Origin of the sequence: Nocardioides sp. (assembly GCF_047607185.1) — a bacterium.
Taxonomy (GTDB): domain Bacteria; phylum Actinomycetota; class Actinomycetes; order Propionibacteriales; family Nocardioidaceae; genus Nocardioides.
In genome coordinates this window covers 1-17,896 of sequence record NZ_JASGDQ010000134.1, presented here as the reverse complement: position 1 = coordinate 17,896, position 17,896 = coordinate 1, and the positions used below count along the sequence as shown (strand labels likewise).

At 69.9% G+C, this 17,896-nt stretch carries 17 protein-coding genes and 1 tRNA gene; 13 read left to right on the top strand and 5 right to left on the bottom strand.

Annotation, left to right across the window (positions count from 1 at the left end):
* The first annotated feature begins 35 nt into the window (after positions 1-35).
* The 10 genes from nuoK (at position 36) to QM595_RS15675 (ending at position 11,227) form a co-directional block, all read left to right on the top strand.
* Positions 36-338 carry an NADH-quinone oxidoreductase subunit NuoK gene (gene nuoK / locus QM595_RS15720; RefSeq protein ID WP_415172518.1) on the top strand — a complete coding sequence of 101 codons (303 nt, stop codon included), beginning with the start codon at positions 36-38 and terminating at the stop codon, positions 336-338.
* A gap of 9 nt (positions 339-347) precedes the next feature.
* Positions 348-2,276 (top strand): NADH-quinone oxidoreductase subunit L, encoded by a 1,929-nt coding sequence (gene nuoL / locus QM595_RS15715; RefSeq protein ID WP_415172517.1) that lies wholly within the window; start codon positions 348-350, stop codon positions 2,274-2,276.
* Complete coding sequence (locus QM595_RS15710) at positions 2,273-3,793, top strand: NADH-quinone oxidoreductase subunit M (RefSeq protein ID WP_415172516.1); 1,521 nt, start codon at positions 2,273-2,275, stop codon at positions 3,791-3,793. The genes nuoL and QM595_RS15710 overlap by 4 nt, the downstream gene beginning before the upstream one ends.
* Positions 3,794-3,798: 5 nt before the next feature.
* A complete protein-coding gene (nuoN, locus tag QM595_RS15705) occupies positions 3,799-5,385 on the top strand; it encodes an NADH-quinone oxidoreductase subunit NuoN (protein ID WP_415172515.1) in 1,587 nt (528 codons plus the stop codon).
* Entirely contained in the window at positions 5,382-6,398 is a 1,017-nt protein-coding gene (locus QM595_RS15700; RefSeq protein ID WP_415172514.1) for a polyprenyl synthetase family protein, read from the top strand. Before nuoN ends, QM595_RS15700 begins: the two co-directional genes overlap by 4 nt.
* A gap of 78 nt (positions 6,399-6,476) precedes the next feature.
* The gene (gene rarD, locus QM595_RS15695; RefSeq protein ID WP_415172513.1) at positions 6,477-7,382 is read left to right on the top strand and encodes an EamA family transporter RarD; all 906 of its coding nucleotides are present in this window, start codon (positions 6,477-6,479) and stop codon (positions 7,380-7,382) included.
* Positions 7,383-7,516: 134 nt separating this feature from the next.
* Positions 7,517-8,566, top strand: a complete 1,050-nt coding sequence (locus QM595_RS15690; protein ID WP_415172512.1) for a sulfate ABC transporter substrate-binding protein — start codon at positions 7,517-7,519, stop codon at positions 8,564-8,566.
* A gap of 40 nt (positions 8,567-8,606) precedes the next feature.
* On the top strand, positions 8,607-9,485 hold the full coding sequence (gene cysT / locus QM595_RS15685; protein WP_415172511.1) for a sulfate ABC transporter permease subunit CysT: 879 nt from the start codon (positions 8,607-8,609) through the stop codon (positions 9,483-9,485).
* Positions 9,478-10,287: a sulfate ABC transporter permease gene (locus QM595_RS15680; protein ID WP_415172510.1), complete on the top strand. Its 810-nt coding sequence runs from the start codon at positions 9,478-9,480 to the stop codon at positions 10,285-10,287. The genes cysT and QM595_RS15680 overlap by 8 nt, the downstream gene beginning before the upstream one ends.
* 4 nt (positions 10,288-10,291) lie before the next feature.
* Entirely contained in the window at positions 10,292-11,227 is a 936-nt protein-coding gene (locus QM595_RS15675) for a sulfate/molybdate ABC transporter ATP-binding protein (RefSeq protein WP_415172509.1), read from the top strand.
* A 148-nt stretch (positions 11,228-11,375) separates the two neighbouring features.
* Here QM595_RS15675 and QM595_RS15670 read toward each other — a convergent pair whose 3' ends face one another.
* The 3 genes from QM595_RS15670 to QM595_RS15660 all read right to left on the bottom strand — a co-directional run bounded on the left by QM595_RS15670 (position 11,376) and on the right by QM595_RS15660 (position 13,975).
* Positions 11,376-11,834, bottom strand: coding sequence for an RrF2 family transcriptional regulator (locus tag QM595_RS15670; RefSeq protein WP_415172508.1), 459 nt, complete (start codon positions 11,832-11,834; stop codon positions 11,376-11,378).
* A gap of 101 nt (positions 11,835-11,935) precedes the next feature.
* Positions 11,936-13,363: a phospholipase D-like domain-containing protein gene (locus QM595_RS15665; protein ID WP_415172507.1), complete on the bottom strand. Its 1,428-nt coding sequence runs from the start codon at positions 13,361-13,363 to the stop codon at positions 11,936-11,938.
* Between the two features lie 120 nt (positions 13,364-13,483).
* Positions 13,484-13,975, bottom strand: a complete 492-nt coding sequence (locus tag QM595_RS15660; RefSeq protein WP_415172506.1) for a YajQ family cyclic di-GMP-binding protein — start codon at positions 13,973-13,975, stop codon at positions 13,484-13,486.
* A gap of 83 nt (positions 13,976-14,058) precedes the next feature.
* Here QM595_RS15660 and QM595_RS15655 point away from each other — a divergent pair.
* Positions 14,059-14,139, top strand: a tRNA-Tyr gene (locus QM595_RS15655).
* A gap of 58 nt (positions 14,140-14,197) precedes the next feature.
* On the opposite strand, the gene QM595_RS15650 is transcribed toward QM595_RS15655, so the two are convergent.
* Positions 14,198-15,529, bottom strand: a complete 1,332-nt coding sequence (locus QM595_RS15650) for an MFS transporter (protein WP_415172505.1) — start codon at positions 15,527-15,529, stop codon at positions 14,198-14,200.
* A gap of 79 nt (positions 15,530-15,608) precedes the next feature.
* Positions 15,609-16,049 (bottom strand): ester cyclase, encoded by a 441-nt coding sequence (locus QM595_RS15645; protein WP_415172504.1) that lies wholly within the window; start codon positions 16,047-16,049, stop codon positions 15,609-15,611.
* Between the two features lie 147 nt (positions 16,050-16,196).
* Between QM595_RS15645 and QM595_RS15640 the strand changes: the two genes are divergently transcribed.
* Complete coding sequence (locus tag QM595_RS15640) at positions 16,197-17,048, top strand: alpha/beta fold hydrolase (RefSeq protein ID WP_415172503.1); 852 nt, start codon at positions 16,197-16,199, stop codon at positions 17,046-17,048.
* 4 nt (positions 17,049-17,052) lie between these two features.
* On the top strand, positions 17,053-17,880 hold the full coding sequence (locus QM595_RS15635) for an NUDIX hydrolase (RefSeq protein WP_415172502.1): 828 nt from the start codon (positions 17,053-17,055) through the stop codon (positions 17,878-17,880).
* The last annotated feature ends 16 nt before the right edge of the window (positions 17,881-17,896 follow it).

Below are 17,896 nucleotides of genomic sequence, written 5' to 3'. Positions count from 1 at the left end.
GCCTCGCTGCGCTCGTGTCCTCGGAGGTGGATCGCATGACCGACGTGACGCCGTACATCGTGCTCTCCTCGATCCTGTTCACCATCGGCTCGGTCGGGGTGCTCACCCGGCGCAACGCCATCGTGGTGTTCATGTGCGTCGAGCTGATGCTCAACGCCGCCAACCTCGCCCTGGTCGCCTTCGCCCACCAGCACGGCAACCTCGACGGCCAGGTCGCGGCCTTCTTCGTGATGGTCGTCGCCGCCGCCGAGGTCGTGGTCGGGCTCGCGATCATCATGACCATCTTCCGCACCCGGCGCTCCGCGAGCGTCGACGACGCCAGCCTGCTGAAGTTCTAGGGGACTGACATGCCCTTCCACGATGTGTCGAGCATCCCCGTCGTCGCGCCCGTCGAGGCAGGCGGCGTCTTCAGCCTGCTCTGGCTGGTCATCGCGCTGCCCGCGCTCGGCGCCGCCGCGCTGCTGCTCGGCGGCCGGCTCACCGACAAGTGGGGCCCCTACCTCGCGACGTTGCTGCCGATCGGCTCCTTCGTCATCAGCCTGATCCTCTTCATCGCCAACCTCGGCCAGGACGAGGGCGAGCGGCAACACGCCCAGCACCTCTACACCTGGATCCAGACCGGCCACTTCGACGTCGGCGCCGACCTGCTCTACGACCCGCTGTCGAGCCTGTTCCTGCTGCTCATCACCGGCGTCGGCAGCCTGATCCACATCTACTCGCTCGGCTATATGGCCCACGACGAGCGCCGGCGCCGGTTCTTCGCCTATCTCAACCTCTTCCTCGCCTCGATGCTCACGCTGGTGCTCGCCGAGAACTACCTGGTGCTGTTCCTGGGCTGGGAGGGCGTCGGCCTGGCGTCGTACCTGCTGATCGGCTTCTGGCAGCACAAGCCCAGCGCCGCGGCCGCCGCCAAGAAGGCGTTCGTGATGAACCGGGTCGGCGACATGGGCATCTCGCTGGCGATCATGCTCAGCTTCGTCACCTTCGGCTCGGTCAGCTTCACGGTGATCAGCCACAGCGCCGACGGCGCGAGCCAGGGCACCATGAACGCCCTCGGCCTGCTGCTCCTGCTCGGCGCCTGCGGCAAGTCCGCCCAGGTGCCGCTGCAGGCCTGGCTGCTCGACGCGATGGAGGGCCCGACCCCGGTCTCCGCGCTCATCCACGCGGCCACCATGGTCACCGCCGGCGTCTACCTCGTGGTGCGCTCCAACTTCGTCTTCGAGCACGCCTCGGCGGCGCAGACCGTGGTCGTCATCGTCGCCACCGTGACGCTGCTGTGGGGCGCGATCATCGGCACGGCCAAGGACGACATCAAGAAGGTGCTGGCCGGCTCCACGATGAGCCAGATCGGCTACATGATGCTCGGCGCCGGCCTGGGCGTCGCGGGCTACGCCTTCGCGATCTTCCACCTGCTCACCCACGGCTTCTTCAAGGCCAACATGTTCCTCGGTGCCGGCTCCGTCATGCACGGCATGGACGACGACGTGGACATGCGCCACTACGGCGCGCTGTCCAAGGCGATGCCGGTGACCTTCCTGACCTTCGCGATGGGCTATCTCGCCATCATCGGGTTCCCCGGCTTCTCCGGCTTCTGGAGCAAGGACAAGATCATCGAGGTCGCCCTTCACGAGCACTGGTACGTCGGCGTGCTGGCGCTCCTCGGCGCCGGCATCACCGGCTTCTACATGACCCGGCTGATGCTGATGACCTTCTTCGGCGAGAAGCGCTGGCAGCCCGGCGTGCACCCGCACGAGTCGCCGAAGGTGATGACCGGCCCGCTGGTCGTGCTCGCCGCGCTCTCCGTGCTCGGCGGTGTGATGCTGCTGGGCAACTGGATCAGCGACTACCTCGCCCCGGTCACCGGTACGCCCGAGCACGAGGAGGGCGGCATCCCCGCCATCCTGGTCTCGGTCATCACCGTGGTCGTCGTCGCGATCGGCGTCGGGCTCGCCTGGGTGCTGGTCGGCCGCCGCCCGGTGCCCGCGCAGGCACCCGAGCGGGTGGCCTGGCCGGTGGTCGTGGCCCGCCACGACCTCTACGGCGACGCCATCAACGACACCCTCGTGGTCGCTCCCGGAAAGCAGCTCACCGGCACGCTCCTCGCCACCGACAAGTACGTCGTCGACGGGCTGCTCACCGGCGGGCCGGTCGCCGTCGGCGCCGTCGCCGGGCTGCTCCGGCGACTCCAGAACGGCTACGTCCGCTCCTACGCCCTCTCCGTCCTCGGCGGCACCCTCGTCGTGGTCCTGGCCCTGCTGGCGGTGAACCTGTCATGACTCTGACCATCCTGTGCGCGCTGCCGCTCGTCGGCGCGCTGGTCACGATGATCACCCCCGCCGGGGGAGGCCGACCCAAGCAGGTCGCGCTCGGCTTCTCGGTGCTCGCGCTGATCCAGGGCGTGATCGCGGCGACCCAGTTCAAGCGGGACGACTCCGGCTTCCAGCTGACCGAGACCCACACCTGGATCCAGGCCTTCGGCGCCCACTACGCGCTCGGCCTCGACGGCCTCGGCCTGCTCATGGTGCTGCTCACCGTGGCGCTGGTGCCGATCGTGCTGATCGCCGGCTGGCGCGACACCGACCGGCCCTCGTTCTTCGCCTGGGCGCTGGCGCTGGAGGGCTTCTCGCTGGTGGTCTTCACCGCCACCGACGTGCTGCTCTTCTATGTCGTCTTCGAGGCCACCCTCATCCCCGCCTACTTCCTCATCGGGGCCCACGGAAATGTGCACGGTGGCCGCGAGGGGCGCAGCTGGGCGGCGCTGAAGTTCCTGATGTACCAGCTCGGCGGCGGCCTGGTGCTGCTCGGTGGCGTCATCGGTCTCTACGTGGTCTCCTCCGACGCGGGCGAGCCGTCGTACCTCCTGACGGACCTGCAGCAGCTCGACATCTCGACCACTGCGGGGCGCTGGATCTTCCTCTGCTTCTTCGTGGCCTTCGCGGTCAAGGCGCCGCTCTTCCCGCTGCACACCTGGCTGGCCGACGCCACCGAGAAGGCGACCCCGCCCACCAGCGTGCTGCTGGTGTGCATCCTGGACAAGATCGGCACCTTCGGGATGCTGCGGTTCTGCCTCGGCCTCTTCCCGGAGGCCTCGAAGTGGGCCACCCCCGTCGTGATCGTGATCGCGCTGATCTCGATCGTCTACGGCGCCTTCCTCGCCATCGGCCAGGACGACCTGCTGCGGCTGGTCGGCCTCACCTCGCTGTCCCACTTCGGCTTCATCACGCTGGGGATCTTCGCCTTCACCAGCCAGGGCGGCACGGGCGCGATCCTCTACATGGTCAACCACGGCGTCGCCACCGCCGGCCTGTTCCTGGTGGTCGGCTTCCTGCTCAAGCGGCACGGCACGGTCTCGATCCGCGAGCTGCGTGGCCTGGAGCGGACCACCCCGGTGCTGGCCGGGCTCTTCCTGGTCGCTGGCCTGGCGACGCTGGGCCTGCCGGGGCTCTCCCAGTTCGTCTCGGAGATGCTGGTGCTGATCAGCGCCTTCGACTACCACTGGCTGGCCGGCGCGGTCGCCGTCACCGGCATCGTGCTGGCCGCGATCTACGTGCTGTGGGCCTACCAACGGGTCTTCACCGGCCCGCCTGCCGAGCCGGCCGACGCCGGAGATGCCAAGCCCGCGGCCGATCTCGACCGCCGCGAGGTCGGCGTGCTCGCCCCGCTGGTGCTGGCGCTGGTGTTCTTCGGCTTCGTCCCGGGCCCGCTGCTCGACGTCGCCAATCCGACGATCTCCGCGCTCATGGAGCACGCGGGCGTCACCGACGACCAGCCCACCGTGGCTGCAGGGGAGTGATGGTCATGGACTTCACCAAGCCCACCATCGAGTACGCCGACCTCTGGCCGGTCCTGGTCGTCTTCGGCGCCGCCCTGCTCGGCGTCCTGGTCGAGGCGTTCGTGCCCCGTCCCGCCCGCTACCTCTCGCAGCTCGGCATCACCGTGGTCGGCCTGCTGGTCGCCCTCGGCGGCACCATCGGCGTCGGGCTCGGCCTCGACAAGCTCTCCGGTGCGCGCGGGCTGATCGCCGCCGAGGGCGCCTTCGCGATCGACGGCCCCAGCGTCCTGCTGTGGGGGCTGGTGCTGGTCTGCGCGGTCGGGGGAGTGCTGCTCTTCGCCGAGCGCCGGCTCGAGGGCGGCGTCACCGTCTTCGCCGGCCAGGCCGCCGCGCTGCCGGGCACCACCGCCGAGCGGGAGGCGTCAACCCGCGGCCTGGAGCACACCGAGGTCTACCCGCTGCTGCTCTTCGCGGTCGGCGGGATGATGCTCTTCCCGGCCGCCAACGACCTGCTCATGCTGTTCGTGGCCCTCGAGGTGCTCTCGCTGCCGCTCTACCTGCTGTGCGGCCTGGCCCGCCGGCGCCGGCTGCTCTCGCAGGAGGCCGCCCTGAAGTACTTCCTGCTCGGCGCCTTCTCCTCCGGCTTCTTCCTCTACGGCCTGGCGCTGGTCTACGGGTACGCCGGCACCATGGAGTTCGCTGGCATCGCCGCCGCGGTGCAGGGCGACGCCGACAACCACAACCTGCTGCTGATCGGCATCGGCCTGATGAGCGTCGGGCTGCTGTTCAAGGTCGGCGCGGTGCCGTTCCACTCCTGGACCCCGGACGTCTACCAGGGCGCCCCTACCGCCGTTACCGGCTTCATGGCGGCCGGCACCAAGATCGCCGCCTTCGGCGCCTTCCTGCGGCTCTTCTACGTCGCCCTCGGCGCGGACCGACTCAGCTGGCAGCCGATGCTGTGGGTCGTCGCGATCCTGACCATGGTGGTCGGCGCCGTCGTGGCGGTCGTGCAGACCGACGTCAAGCGGATGCTGGCCTACTCCTCGATCGCGCACACCGGCTTCCTGCTCACCGGCCTGCTCGGCGTCCAGGCGGCCGACGACCTCGGCAAGGGCGAGATCAGCAGCCTGACGGCGGTGCTGTTCTACCTCATCGGCTACGGCGTCGCGATCGTCGGCTCCTTCGCGCTGGTCACCACCGTCCGCGACGCCGGTGGCGAGGCCGGCCGGTTCTCCGCCTGGGTCGGACTGGGCAAGCGGTCGCCGCTGGTCGCCGGCACCTTCGCGTTCTTCCTGCTGTCCATGGCGGGCATCCCGCTGACCGGCGGCTTCATCGGCAAGTGGGCGGTCTTCTCGGTCGCGCTCTCGGCCGGTGCCTGGCCGGTGGTCGCGGTGGCGGTGGCGTCCTCGATCGTCGCGGTCTTCTTCTACGTCCGGTTCATCCTGCTGATGTTCTTCACCGAGCCCGGTGACCAGGCTGCGGCCGCTGTCACGAGGCCCTCGCCGCTCACCTCCGGCGTGGTCGCGGTGAGCGCGATCGCCACGCTCGTGCTGGGCGTCGTACCGGGCCCTGTTCTCGATCTGGTGGCGGATGCGGGATCATTCATCAGGTGAGCACCTCCCCCGAGAACGGGCAGAGCCTGGCGCTTCCGGTCACCGACCCCGACCTGGAGCAGCGGCTCAAGAGTCGCCTGGCGCTGATCGAGAAGGCGTTGGCCGGCCATGTGCAGTCACGGGCGCCGTTCATCACCGAGGCGGCGTCCCACCTGCTGGCCGCCGGCGGCAAGCGGTTCCGGCCGCTGCTGGTGCTGCTCGCCGCCGAGTGCGGTGACCGGGCCGACTCCGACGACGTCCTCACCGCCGCCTGCGTCGTCGAGCTGACCCACCTGGCCTCGCTCTACCACGACGACGTCATGGACGAGGCGCTGCTGCGCCGCGGCGCCGACTCGGCCAACGCCCGCTGGGACAACCTGGTCGCCATCCTCACCGGCGACTTCCTCTTCGCCCGGTCCTCGGAGCTGACCGCCGAACTGGGCCCCCGGGCGGTGCACATCCAGTCGCAGACCTTCGCCCGGCTGGTCGAGGGCCAGATCATGGAGACCCGCGCGCCGCAGCCCGGCGAGGACCCGGTCGAGCACCACCTCGACGTGATCGCCGGCAAGACCGGCATCCTCATCGCCACCTCCGCCCGCTACGGCGCGATCTTCGGCGGGGCCTCTCCAGAAGTGGAGGAGGCGCTGACGTCCTACGGCGAGATCATCGGCGCGGCGTTCCAGATCTCCGACGACATCCTCGACATCGCCTCGGAGTCCGACGTCTCCGGCAAGACCCCCGGCACCGACCTCCGCGAGGGCGTCCCCACCCTGCCGGTGCTCTTCGCCCGGCGCGCCGCCCGAGCGGAGGACGCCCGGCTGCTGGAGCTGCTCGACTCGGACCTCTCCCAGGACGACGCCGGCGTCGCCGAGACCCTCGCCCTGCTGCGCGCCCACCCGGCGATGGACGAGGCCCGACGCTATGTCCTCGACGAGGCCCGGCGTGCCAAGGCGCTGCTCGCCGCCCTCCCCGAGGGCGCCGTCCGCGACGCGCTGGAGGCGTTCGCCGACATCGTGGCCACCCGCTCCGCCTGATCCGGCGCGGCTTGTGACCAGAGAGTGACCTTTGGCGCCACTTTCTGGTCACAAGCCGACCCTCGATAGTCTCCGGGGATGAGTGACCAGCGCCGGGGTGTGATCCTCGGCGTCCTCGCCTACGTGCTGTGGGGAGGGTTCCCGCTCTTCTGGCCGCTGCTGAAGCCGGCCGGCGCCTTCGAGATCCTGGCGCACCGGCTGATCTGGACGCTGGTCTTCATGGCGGTGCTCGTGGTGGCCACCCGGCGGCTGGGCGAGCTCCGACGGCTGGTCACCACGCCGCGCACCTTCGCGCTGCTGGCGATCGCCGCCGTGGTGGTCAGCGTCAACTGGGCGACGTACATATGGGGTGTCAACCACGGCTACGTCGTGGAGGCGAGCCTGGGCTACTTCATCAACCCGCTCGTCACGGTGCTGCTCGGCGTGCTGGTGCTGCGCGAGCGGTTGCGGCCGCTGCAGTGGGCGGCGCTGGCGACCGGCACGCTGGCGGTGCTGGTGCTGGCACTCGACTACGGCCGGCTGCCCTGGCTCGCGCTGGTGCTGGCCTTCTCCTTCGGCAGCTACGGCCTGCTCAAGAAGCAGGCCGACGCGGGCGCGGTGGAGAGCCTCGCCCTCGAGTCGGCGGTGATCGCCCCGTTCGCCCTCGTCTATGTCGGCTGGCTCACCGGCACCGGCCGGGGCCACTTCGCCACCGAGGGCCTGGGGCACACCGCGCTGTTCGTCTCGGCCGGCCTCATCACCGCCGTGCCGCTGATCTGCTTCGGCGCCGCCGCCACCCGGGTGCCGCTGACCGTGCTCGGACTGCTGCAGTACCTCGCGCCGATCCTGCAGTTCGCGCTCGGCGTCGTCTACTTCCACGAGGAGATGCCGACCGGCCGCTGGGTCGGCTTCGCCCTGGTCTGGCTCGCCCTCGCCGTCTTCACGGTCGAGGCGCTGCGGCATCGCCGCACTCAGCTCGCCGCCGCTGCCGCCGCGGTCGTCTGACGGCCCTCCGCGATCGTGGACACGCCGAGGGTGTCCACGATTTGGACTGCGTCCATTGATAGGCCTATGTTTAGTAATCTGCTCGACATTGCCGAACATCCGTCGGCAGGCACATCGGACAAAGGGTGCAAGACATGAAGATCGTGAAGGCCGCCTCTCTTCTCCTCGCAGGGGCACTGGCGCTGACCGCCTGCGGCTCGTCGGACGGTGACGACGCCGCCGGCTCGGACTCCTCCACCACCGTCAACGTCAACGGCTTCTCCATCCTGGAGCAGGCCAACGAGCTCCTCTTCGAAGACTTCAACAAGACCGACGCCGGCAAGGGCGTGACGTTCGCGACGTCGTACGGCGCCTCGGGCGACCAGTCCCGCGGCGTCGAGTCTGGCAACAAGGCCGATCTCGTGCACTACTCGCTGGAGACCGACGTGACCCGGCTGGTCAAGGACGGCATCGTCGCCGAGGACTGGAAGGACAACGGAACCAACGGCGTGCTGACCTCCTCGGTCGTCGTCTTCATGGTCCGCAAGGGCAACCCGAAGGGCATCGAGACCTGGGACGACCTCGTCAACTCGGGTGTCGAGATCATCACCCCCAACCCGGGCTCTTCCGGCTCGGCGCGGTGGAACATCCTGGCCGCCTGGGCGCACGTCATCGGCAACGGCGGTTCCGAGGCCGACGCCACCGACTTCCTGACCAAGCTGCTGACCAACACCATCGCGCTGCCCGGCTCCGGCCGCGAGGCGACCACCGCCTTCACCGACGGCTCCGGTGACGTGCTGCTCTCCTACGAGAACGAGGCCATCCTGGCCAAGCAGAGCGGTGCCGACGTCGACTACGTCGTCCCCGAGGACACCCTGCTCATCGAGAACCCCGGCGCCGTGACGGTCGACGCGCCGCAGGCAGCGAAGGACTTCCTCGCCTTCCAGACCAGCGCCGAGGGTCAGGCCGACTACGCCCAGTCCGGCTTCCGTCCGGTCATCGACGGCGTCGACGTCGGTGAGGTCGAGGGCGCCAACGACCCGAGTGACCCGTTCCCGACGCCGACCAAGCTCTTCACCATCGACGGAGACTTCGGTGGCTGGAGCGAGGCCGCCGACAAGTACTTCGGCGACGGCACCGAGGGCAACCCGCTCGGCCTGATCACCGCCATCCAGCAGCAGTTGGGCAAGGGCACGGATCAGTGAAGGCCGTGACTCCCGCCCCGATCACCCGCTACGCGGCCTGATGACGACCACCCCCGTCCCGACCGGGGATGACGTCGGGGTCGACACTCCTGAGCCGGCGCCCTCCCGGCGGCGCCGGCTCAGGGCGCCCCGGAACACCCTCACCCCGGGCGCCGGCCTGGGTCTGGGCATCGCGATGCTCTGGTTCAGCCTGCTGGTGCTGCTGCCGCTGGCGGCGATCGTGGCACGAGCAGCCGCCGGCGGCTGGTCCAACTACTGGGCCGTCGTACGCGACGACCAGACCTGGGCGGCGGTGACGCTGACCGTCAGCCAGGCCGCGCTCGTCACCGTCGCCAATATCATCGTCGGCACGATCATCGCCTGGGTGCTGGTGCGCGACCGGTTCTGGGGGCGCTCGCTGCTCGGCGTGATCATCGACGTGCCGTTCGCGCTGCCGACCATCGTGGCCGGCCTGGTGCTGCTCTCGCTCTACGGACCCAACAGCCCTATCGGAGTGCACTGGGCGCTCACGCCGAACGCGGTCTTCCTGGCGTTCGCCTTCGTGACGCTGCCGTTCGTGGTCCGTACCGTGCAGCCGGTGCTGGAGGAGCTCGACGTCGACGTCGAGGAGGCGGCCGCCTCACTGGGCGCCTCCCGGCTGACGATCCTGCGCCGGATCGTGCTGCCGTCGCTGGTCCCGGCGATCGCTGCCGGCGCGGCGCTCTCCTTCGCCCGCGCCATCTCGGAGTACGGCTCGCTGGTGTTGCTTTCCGGCAACCGGCCGTTCGAGACCGAGGTCGTCTCGGTGCGGGTGCTGAGCTTCATCGAGAACGGCTCCAACGCCTCGGCCGCTGCCGTCGCCTCGATGATGCTGGCAGTCGCCCTTGTCGTGATCATCGCGCTCGACATCGTGCAGCGACGGGTGGCCCGCCATGGTTGAGCTGCCTACCCCCGTCAAGTGGCTGCTGCGGCTCATCGCCGTCGGCTGGGTGTTCTTCCTGGTCGCCTGGCCGGTCGTGATGCTGGTGCAGCGCACCTTCGACACCGGCTTCGACGCCCTCGCCGACGCGCTGGGGGACGAGCAGGTCGTCGACGCGCTCGTCCTCACCGCCAAGGTCGCCGTGCTCGCGGTCGCGATCAACCTGGTCTTCGGGGTCACGATCTCGCTGCTGCTGGTGCGCTACGAGTTCCCCGGGAAGCGGGCGCTGTCGGCGCTCGTGGACCTGCCGATGTCGGTCTCGCCGGTGGTCGTCGGGCTGGCGCTGCTGCTGGTCTACAACGGCCGCGACGGCTGGTTCGGCAAGGGCCTGGAGGACGCCGGCGTCCAGGTCATCTTCGCCACCCCGGCGCTGGTGATGGCGACCTGCTTCGTGGCGCTGCCCCTCGTCGTACGCGAGGTGGTGCCGGTGCTTCACGAGATCGGCACCGAGCAGGAGCAGGCGGCGCGCAGCCTCGGCGCCAGCGGGCCGCAGACCTTCTGGCGGATCACCCTGCCGAGCATCAAGTGGGCGGTCGTGTACGGCGTCGTACTCACCCTGGCGAGATCGGTCGGCGAGTTCGGCGCGGTCAAGGTCGTCTCGGGCAACCTGACCGGCAAGACCCAGACCGCCACTCTCGCCGTCGAGGCCAAGTACCAGGGCTTCGCCCAGCCCACGGCGTACGCCATCGCCTTCCTGCTGGTGCTGGTCTCGATCGCCTGCCTGGTCGTCGTGGCCTTCCTCCGACCCAAGAACGAGCGCTGATCCCATGTCCATCGAAGTCAAGAACCTCAACAAGACCTACGGCGACTTCGTCGCCCTCGATGACGTCTCGGTGTCCATCCCCAGCGGTCAGCTGACGGCCCTGCTCGGGCCGTCGGGCGGCGGCAAGTCGACGCTGCTGCGGATCATCGCGGGGCTGGACTCCGCGGACTCCGGCGAGGTGCGGATCGAGGGTGTCGACGCCACCAAGCTGCCGCCGCAGAAGCGCAACGTCGGCTTCGTCTTCCAGCACTATGCCGCGTTCAAGCACATGAGCGTCGCCAAGAATGTCGCCTTCGGCCTGGAGATCCGGCGTCGCTCCAAGGCCGAGGTGCGGCAGAAGGTGGGCGAGCTGCTGGAGCTGGTGCACCTCTCCCAGTTCGCCGACCGACTGCCCTCGCAGCTCTCCGGCGGCCAGCGGCAGCGGATGGCGCTGGCCCGGGCACTCGCCATCGAGCCGACGGTGCTGCTGCTCGACGAGCCGTTCGGGGCGCTGGACGCCAAGGTCCGCAAGGAGTTGCGTGACTGGCTGCGGCGGCTGCACGACGAGGTGCACGTGACCACCGTCTTCGTCACCCACGACCAGGAGGAGGCGCTCGAGGTCGCCGACGAGATCGTCGTGATCAACCAGGGCCGGGTGGAGCAGATCGGCTCGCCCGACGCGCTCTACGACGAGCCCGCCAACGACTTCGTGATGAGCTTCCTCGGCGAGGTCACCACGCTCGGCGGGCAGCTGGTGCGGCCACACGACGTGGTGGTGTCGAAGACCCCGGTGGAGGGTGTCGAGGGCACCGTCTCCCGGCTGCTGCGGATCGGCTTCGAGGTCCGCCTCACCGTGCTGACGGTCGCCGGCGAGGAGGTGACCGTCGAGCTGACCCGTACCCACGCCCGCCGGCTCGGCCTCGAGGTCGGCTCGACGGTCTGGCTGAGTCTGGAGGCCTGAGCGCGAGTCGGCAGAAGTGTGAGTTCCAGAGGCGCCGAGTCGGCAGAAGTGCGGGTTTTAGAAAGGCCGAGTCGGCAGAAGTGCGGGCTCGGCGCCTGCACTTCTGCCGACTCGGCGTGCTGGGGACCAGCACTACTGCCTACTCGCGCTAGTGGGGCTGCCAGGCGGACTCGTTGGCGGTACGCCGGGTGACGGTCTCCGGGAGCTCGCGGGTGGCGAGCTGCTCGATGGAGACGAACTCGAAGACCTCGCGCAGCGAGTCGCGGGCGGCGATCCAGACGTGCTGCAGCACGCTGGCGCTCTCGTTGTAGGTAACCGCCTCGGGGCGCAGTCCGTAGACCGAGACCAGCGGGCCGTCGACGGCGCGGATCACATCGGCGACCGAGACGTCGGCGGCCGGGCGGCCCAGTCGCCAGCCGCCGGACTGGCCGCGCTGCGAGATGACGATGCCCGCCTTGCGCAGGTCGGCCAGGATCGCCTGCAGGAAGCCGTGGGGGATGTCCTGGGCTCGGCCGAGCTCCTCGGCGCTGACGGCGCGACCGTCCTCCCGCGCTGCCATCTCGATCAGCGCGCGCAGGGCGTAGTCGGACTTCGCTGAGACTCGCACGAGGACAGTCTCTCAGATGACTCGACTGATTTACGCGACTTAGAGACTCACAGAATCTCCTAGTACACGGTTGAAGCCGTAGATCGCCCGGCCGGCGGAAGTCACTCCCCGCCGTCGACCTGGGCCGGCGCGTGGGAGTCGGCGCCCTTCACCGAGTGCGACCACTTCTTCGGCGCCGACCTCGGCCCGAAGGTGGGGTGGTAGCCGATCGGGTGGGTGGCCTTGCCGTTCCACAGGTTGTTCCAGTGCTTGAAGTACTTCTGGTAAGTGTCGAGGTCGTCGTGGATGGTGAGCACGACCTCCTCGTTGGCGAAGGAGATCGCGCTCCAGTTCTCCGAGCCGGTCCAGACGGTCTTGGTGCTCTTGCCCTTCCAGGTGCCGTCCAGGGTCATGAACTTCTGGTGGGTGTAGAACAGCGGACCCCAGCCGTAGAGGCCGTCCTCGGTCAACGGGTTGCGCACCGCGTACATCCAGTCACCGCTGCGCACCGGGATCCCGGCCCCGGTCATGATCTTGTAGGTGTGGGTGCCCGGCACACTCATGATGACCTTGATATTGCAGCCGGCCCGCTTCTTCCTCGCGATGATCCGGGCGAGCGCGTCACCACGCACTTGGAACATCGCGTAGGCGGCGATCCGGACCACGGTGTGGCCGTTCTTGCCGTAGCCGTCCTCTGCCTGGCAGCCGATCTGCTTCAGACGTCGCGCGACGGGGTCGAGACCGGTCTTGTACCTCGCGGAGATCAGGTCGGCGGTGACCTCCAACTGGCGGGTCAGCGAGTTGAGGGAGCGCTCGAACCACCAGCTGTACTGCCCGCTCCACACCGTGTAGGTGAGCCGGGTCTTGGTGGTCTTCTTCTGGTGGGCCATCTGGTCGAACATCAGCGACCAGGTGTCCCATAGGCCCTTGTCGTTGGCCACGGCGTAGGAGTCGTTCCACTGGCGGTAGACGGCCTTGGAGGTGAGGTTGCCCGACTGGGCGATCATCAGGTACTGCGCGCCACCGGAGCGGGAGAAGGCGTAGACCTTGGCGTGCATATTGCCGCCGCTGCCGGCCTTGCGGCACTTGCCGGCGCAGGCGATCACGAAGCTCTTCTTGTTCGGGTTGGCGCCGAGGATCCGCTGCAGCGCGCGTGTCCCGCTCGACATCACCGCGCGGTTGACCACGACCTGGACGCGGACGCCGCGGTGGTGGGCCCGCCCGAGAGCGCGGAGCACGTCACCACGATCGAGCGAGTACGACGCGATCTTGATCGTCGACTTCTTCTTGGCGTGGTTGATCGCCTTGATGACCCGGTGGATGATCCGGGTCTGCGCCTTGTAGCCGCCCAGCGGGTTGTTGAAGACCGGGCCGAGCTTCGGCCGCCAGCCGTCGAGCCAGGGCACGATCGGGCAGGTCTCGGCGGTGGTGTCCGGCGCACACGAGACCTCGATGGCCTCGGCCCGGGCTCGCGGCTCCGGGCCGGTCAGGCCGACGACCTGTACGGCCGTTCCGACCAGCAGCGTCAGCATCAACGCTGTCGACGTCATGATGATCCTGCGTCGCACGATCACTCCCCATTCAGGCTCGGGTCATCTGGGCAGGCAACTCCGAGAGCGGTAGCCCGAGCCTTTACGTTACGTCCTGGCCCTGGGTCGTCGTACGCCGCCTCAGCGGTAGTTGGTGAATTGGACCGCGAAGTCGTAGTCCTGTGCCTTGACCAGCGCGATCACGGCCTGCAGGTCGTCGCGGGACTTGGAGGAGACCCGGAGCTCGTCGCCCTGGATCTGGGTCTTGACCGCCTTGGGTCCCTCGTCGCGGATCAGCTTGGCGACCTTCTTGGCGTTCTCCGAGGAGATGCCCTCCTTGAGGGTGATCGCGATCTTGGACTGCTGGCCGGACTGGCGCGGCTCGGAGGCGTCGAGCACCTTCAGCGACACGCCCCGCTTGACCAGCTTGCCCTGGAACACGTCGAGCACCGCGCTGGCACGGTCGTCGGCGGAGGCGGAGATCTCGATCGCGAACTCGCCCTTCCACTCGATCGTCGCCCCGGTGCCCTTGAAGTCGAACCGGGTCGCCACCTCGCGGGCCGTCTGGCTGAGGGCGTTGTCGACCTCCTGGCGGTCGATCTTGCTGACGATGTCGAACGAGCTGTCGGCCATGACTTCTCCGTTTTCGTGCGTGAGTGGTGACTGCGCTATTCTTCCGTGCTGTTGTGCCCCGTCCAAGACGAGGACCAACGCCCGGCGGGTTGCCCGAGCGGCCAATGGGAGCGGACTGTAAATCCGTCGCGAAAGCTTCGAAGGTTCGAATCCTTCACCCGCCACCGTGTGATGTCTCAGGACATCGGCGACAACGGACCTGCGGAGACGTAGGTCCGTTCGTCATTTTGACGTGGGTCGCTGCTTCGGGGTTAGCGGCCAGCCCCTGCGCACCGTGCGCCGGGCGTCGACGGCAGCCGACCAGGCCAGGAAGGACGCCGAGAGCAGGCCTAGCCCGCTCAGCACCGCCAGCGCGCCGCCCTGGGTCAGCGTCGGGGCCAGCCCGGCGATGGCGGAGCCGATGCCACCGCCGTTGAGGAAGAGCAGCGTGGACAGACCCACCGCGATTCCTGTCGCCGAGGCCGGGACGACGGCCACGACCGAGGCGCCGAGTGCGGGCTGCCCCAGCGTCATCGCGAGATAGACCAGTGACATGGCCACTACCAGGAGCGCGACGGTCCCGGTGGCGCAGCCGAGCGCGGCCAGCGCCAGCCCGATTCCACACAGCAGCGCCGAGGCGGCCATCGACCGGGTGCCGCCAAGACGCTCGATGGCGTAGGCGACGATGCGGCCGCAGAAGGCGCCGAGCAGGGCTCCGGGGAGCATCGCGAGCCCGATCGGGATGGGATCCCAGCCGCGGGCGGCGAGGAAGGTCGGGATCGCCACGATCAGGCCGTACCAGGAGCCGTGGATGACGCTGCCGGCGATGGAGTTGCGCAGCACCACCGGCTCCTGGATGGCGACCCGCGGGACGAAGCCGTCCGGCCGACGGCGTACCTGCCTGACGATCAGCGGCACCGCGCCGCCCAGCAGCGCCAGGCCCAGGGCGGCCACCACGGGACCGAGGTGGGCCGACTGCACGAGCAGCACCAGGCCGGCGGCAGCGGAGACGACCCAGACCGCGCCGAGGTAGTCGAGCCGGCCGCCGGCGCCGCCCGTCGGCAGCGCTCGCCAGATGGTCGTCAGCGCGAGCGCTGAGAGGGTCGGCACCAGCACCGCCGCCTGCCAGCCGAGCAGCTGCGTGGCGAGTCCGCCGAGCACCGGCCCGGCGGCGGTGAAGACCACCCCAGAGGCGGCCCAGGTCGCGAGCGCGCGCGGCAGCGCTGCGCCGGGATAGATGGCGCGTAGCGCGGCCAGGGTGACCACCGGTGCGGCGCCGGCGCCGCAGCCCTGCAGCAGCCGGGCCGCGACCAGCAGGCCGAAGCTCGGCGCGAGCACTGCGAGGACAGCCCCGACACACAGCAGGCTCACGCCGACACCGAGCGCTCGGCGTACCCCCGTGCGGTCCACGGCCCGGCCGTAGAGCGCCGTGGTGACCGCGAGGGTCAGCGCGTAGGCCGTCAGCACCCAGACGCCGAGGTCGGGGTCGAAGCCGATGTCAGCGGCCAGCTCGGTGAGCGCGACGGCCGTGGCGGCGCTGCCGGTCCCGCTCAGCCCGATGATGACGCCCAGCATGAGGGCGACCGCTTGCGACGGGCTCCCCGGCGTGGGCGCCACGGCGGTCGGTGCGGGCCGGCCCGCCGGCGTGGTCAGCTCAGCGCTCGCGGCCGGCGAGAGACTCGACGGTGGGGTAGACCCAGTCGAGCGCGGCGAGGAAGGCGTCGGCACTGTAGTAGTCGACGTTGCTGCTGACCAGGCCGTCCTCGCGCACCGTGATCACCGAGGTGCCGGGCAGGTCGAAGGCCTTGGTGATCCGGTCGGAGGTGAAGGTCCCGGCGTAGCGCCAGCGGGCGACCACGGTGCCCGGCCGGACGTCGAGGACGTCCTCGATGGTCTCGGTGAAGTCGGGGATGCCGCCCAGCACCTTGTCGACGTAGCCTAGTACGCCGGCGTGGCCAGTCAGCGTGTAGTCCCAGGCGACGTCGCGGTAGACGACGTCGTCGGCGAAGATCTCGCCGATCGCGTCCCGGTCGTGCTTGGTCCACAGCCGGGTGGCGATGCTCTCGGCGACGGCGGTGGCGTCGTAGCTGCTCATGGCTCCTCCTCGCGGGCCGGCGGCCCTCCGCAGCCATGGTCGGCGTGCCCGAGCACCGCCAGACCGGCCGGTTCCAGGCGTCGGAACTCGTTCCAGGCGCCGGAACCGGCGTCTGGCCGGCGCCCAGCGGCTCCCTACCGTGAGCGAATGCGACAGATCCCCGCCAACGGTCTCCTCTTCGACTGCGAGGAGGGTGGCGCTGGCCAGCCGGTCGTGCTGCTGCACGGCTTCCCCGAGTCGGCCGCCTCCTGGCGACACGTGACCCCGCGCCTGCACGAGGCCGGCTACGCGACCTTGGTGCCCAACCAGCGCGGCTACTCCCCGGGCGCGCGCCCGGAGGGCGTCGAGAGCTACGCCGTCGAGCGGCTCACCGAGGACGTGCTGGCGCTGGCGGAGGCCTGGGGCGCGCCGCGCTTCCACCTGGTCGGCCACGACTGGGGCGCAGCCGTCGCCTGGCATGTCGCTGCGCACCACCCCGACCGGGTGGCCACGCTGACGGCGCTGTCGGTGCCACACCTGTCCGCCTACGCACGGGCGATCGCCGAGGACGACGACCAGCGGCAGCGCTCGGAGTACGTCAATCTCTTCCGGACGCCCGGCAAGGCCGAGCACGTGCTGCTCGGGAAGACCGGCCGACCCCACGAGATCATGTACGGCGGCATCAAGGACCCCGCGATGGTCGCCGAGCACGCCCGGGTGGTCACCCAGCCGGGCGCACTGACCGCCGCGCTCAGCTGGTACCGCGCGATCGACTTCCCGGCCTTCGTCGGGCTGCCTGCCGTGACGGTGCCGACCACCTACTTGTGGAGCGACCAGGATCCGGCGCTCGGTCGCACCGGCGCCGAGCGGTGCGCCGACTACGTCACAGGCGACTACGAGTACGTCGAGCTGACGGGTGCCAACCACTGGCTGCCCGAGAACGAGCCGGCCGCCGTGGCCGACGCGATCCTGCGCCGGGTGCGACAGGTGCCGCTCCCGGCGCTGGCCGGAGGGGAGTGAGTCGATGGACCCGTTGCGCGCCATCCCGGCCGAGCTCGCCGCGTCGGTGCAGGCCTTCTTCGACGAGGGCCGCGAGCCGGTGACGCCCCGCGACGCCTCCTCGGTGATCCTGCTGCGCGAGGGCGGCGCCGGGCCGGAGGTCTACCTGCTCCGACGCCACACCGGCATGGCCTTCGCCGGCGGCTTCTGCGTGTTCCCCGGTGGCGGGGTGGACCCCCGCGACTTCGACGCCGAGGTCGGCTGGGCGGGGCCGTCGGTCGCCGCCTGGGCCGCGGCGCTGCGCTGCGAGGAGGAGGTCGCCCGGGCGCTGGTCTGCGCTGCGATCCGGGAGACCTTCGAGGAGTCGGGCGTGCTCTTCGCCGGGCCGACCGCGGACTCGGTGGTCTCCGACACCACCGGCGCGGAGTGGGAGGCCGACCGCAAGGCGCTCGAGGCCCGCGAGCTCTCGCTCACCGAGCTGCTCGCCGGGCGCGGGCTGGTGCTCCGCTCGGACCTGCTGCGGTTCTGGGCGCACTGGATCACCCCAGAGTGGGAGCCGCGCCGCTTCGACACCAGGTTCTTCGTGGCGGTGCTCCCGGCCGGCCAGACCACCCGCGACGTCTCGACGGAGTCCGACCAGGTGACCTGGCTGCCCGCTGCCGCGGCTGTCGCCGCCGTCGACGCCGAGGAGTTGGCGATGCTGCCGCCGACCTATCTCAACACCAGCGACGTCGCGGTGCACCCCACCGCGGCGGCGGTGCTGGCCGCTGCGACGGACCGGCTGCCGCAGGTGGTGCGACCGCAGCTGGTCGTCGACCCCGACGGCACCGCCCGGCTGCACGTCGGCCGGTGACCCCGGCGGGGTCACC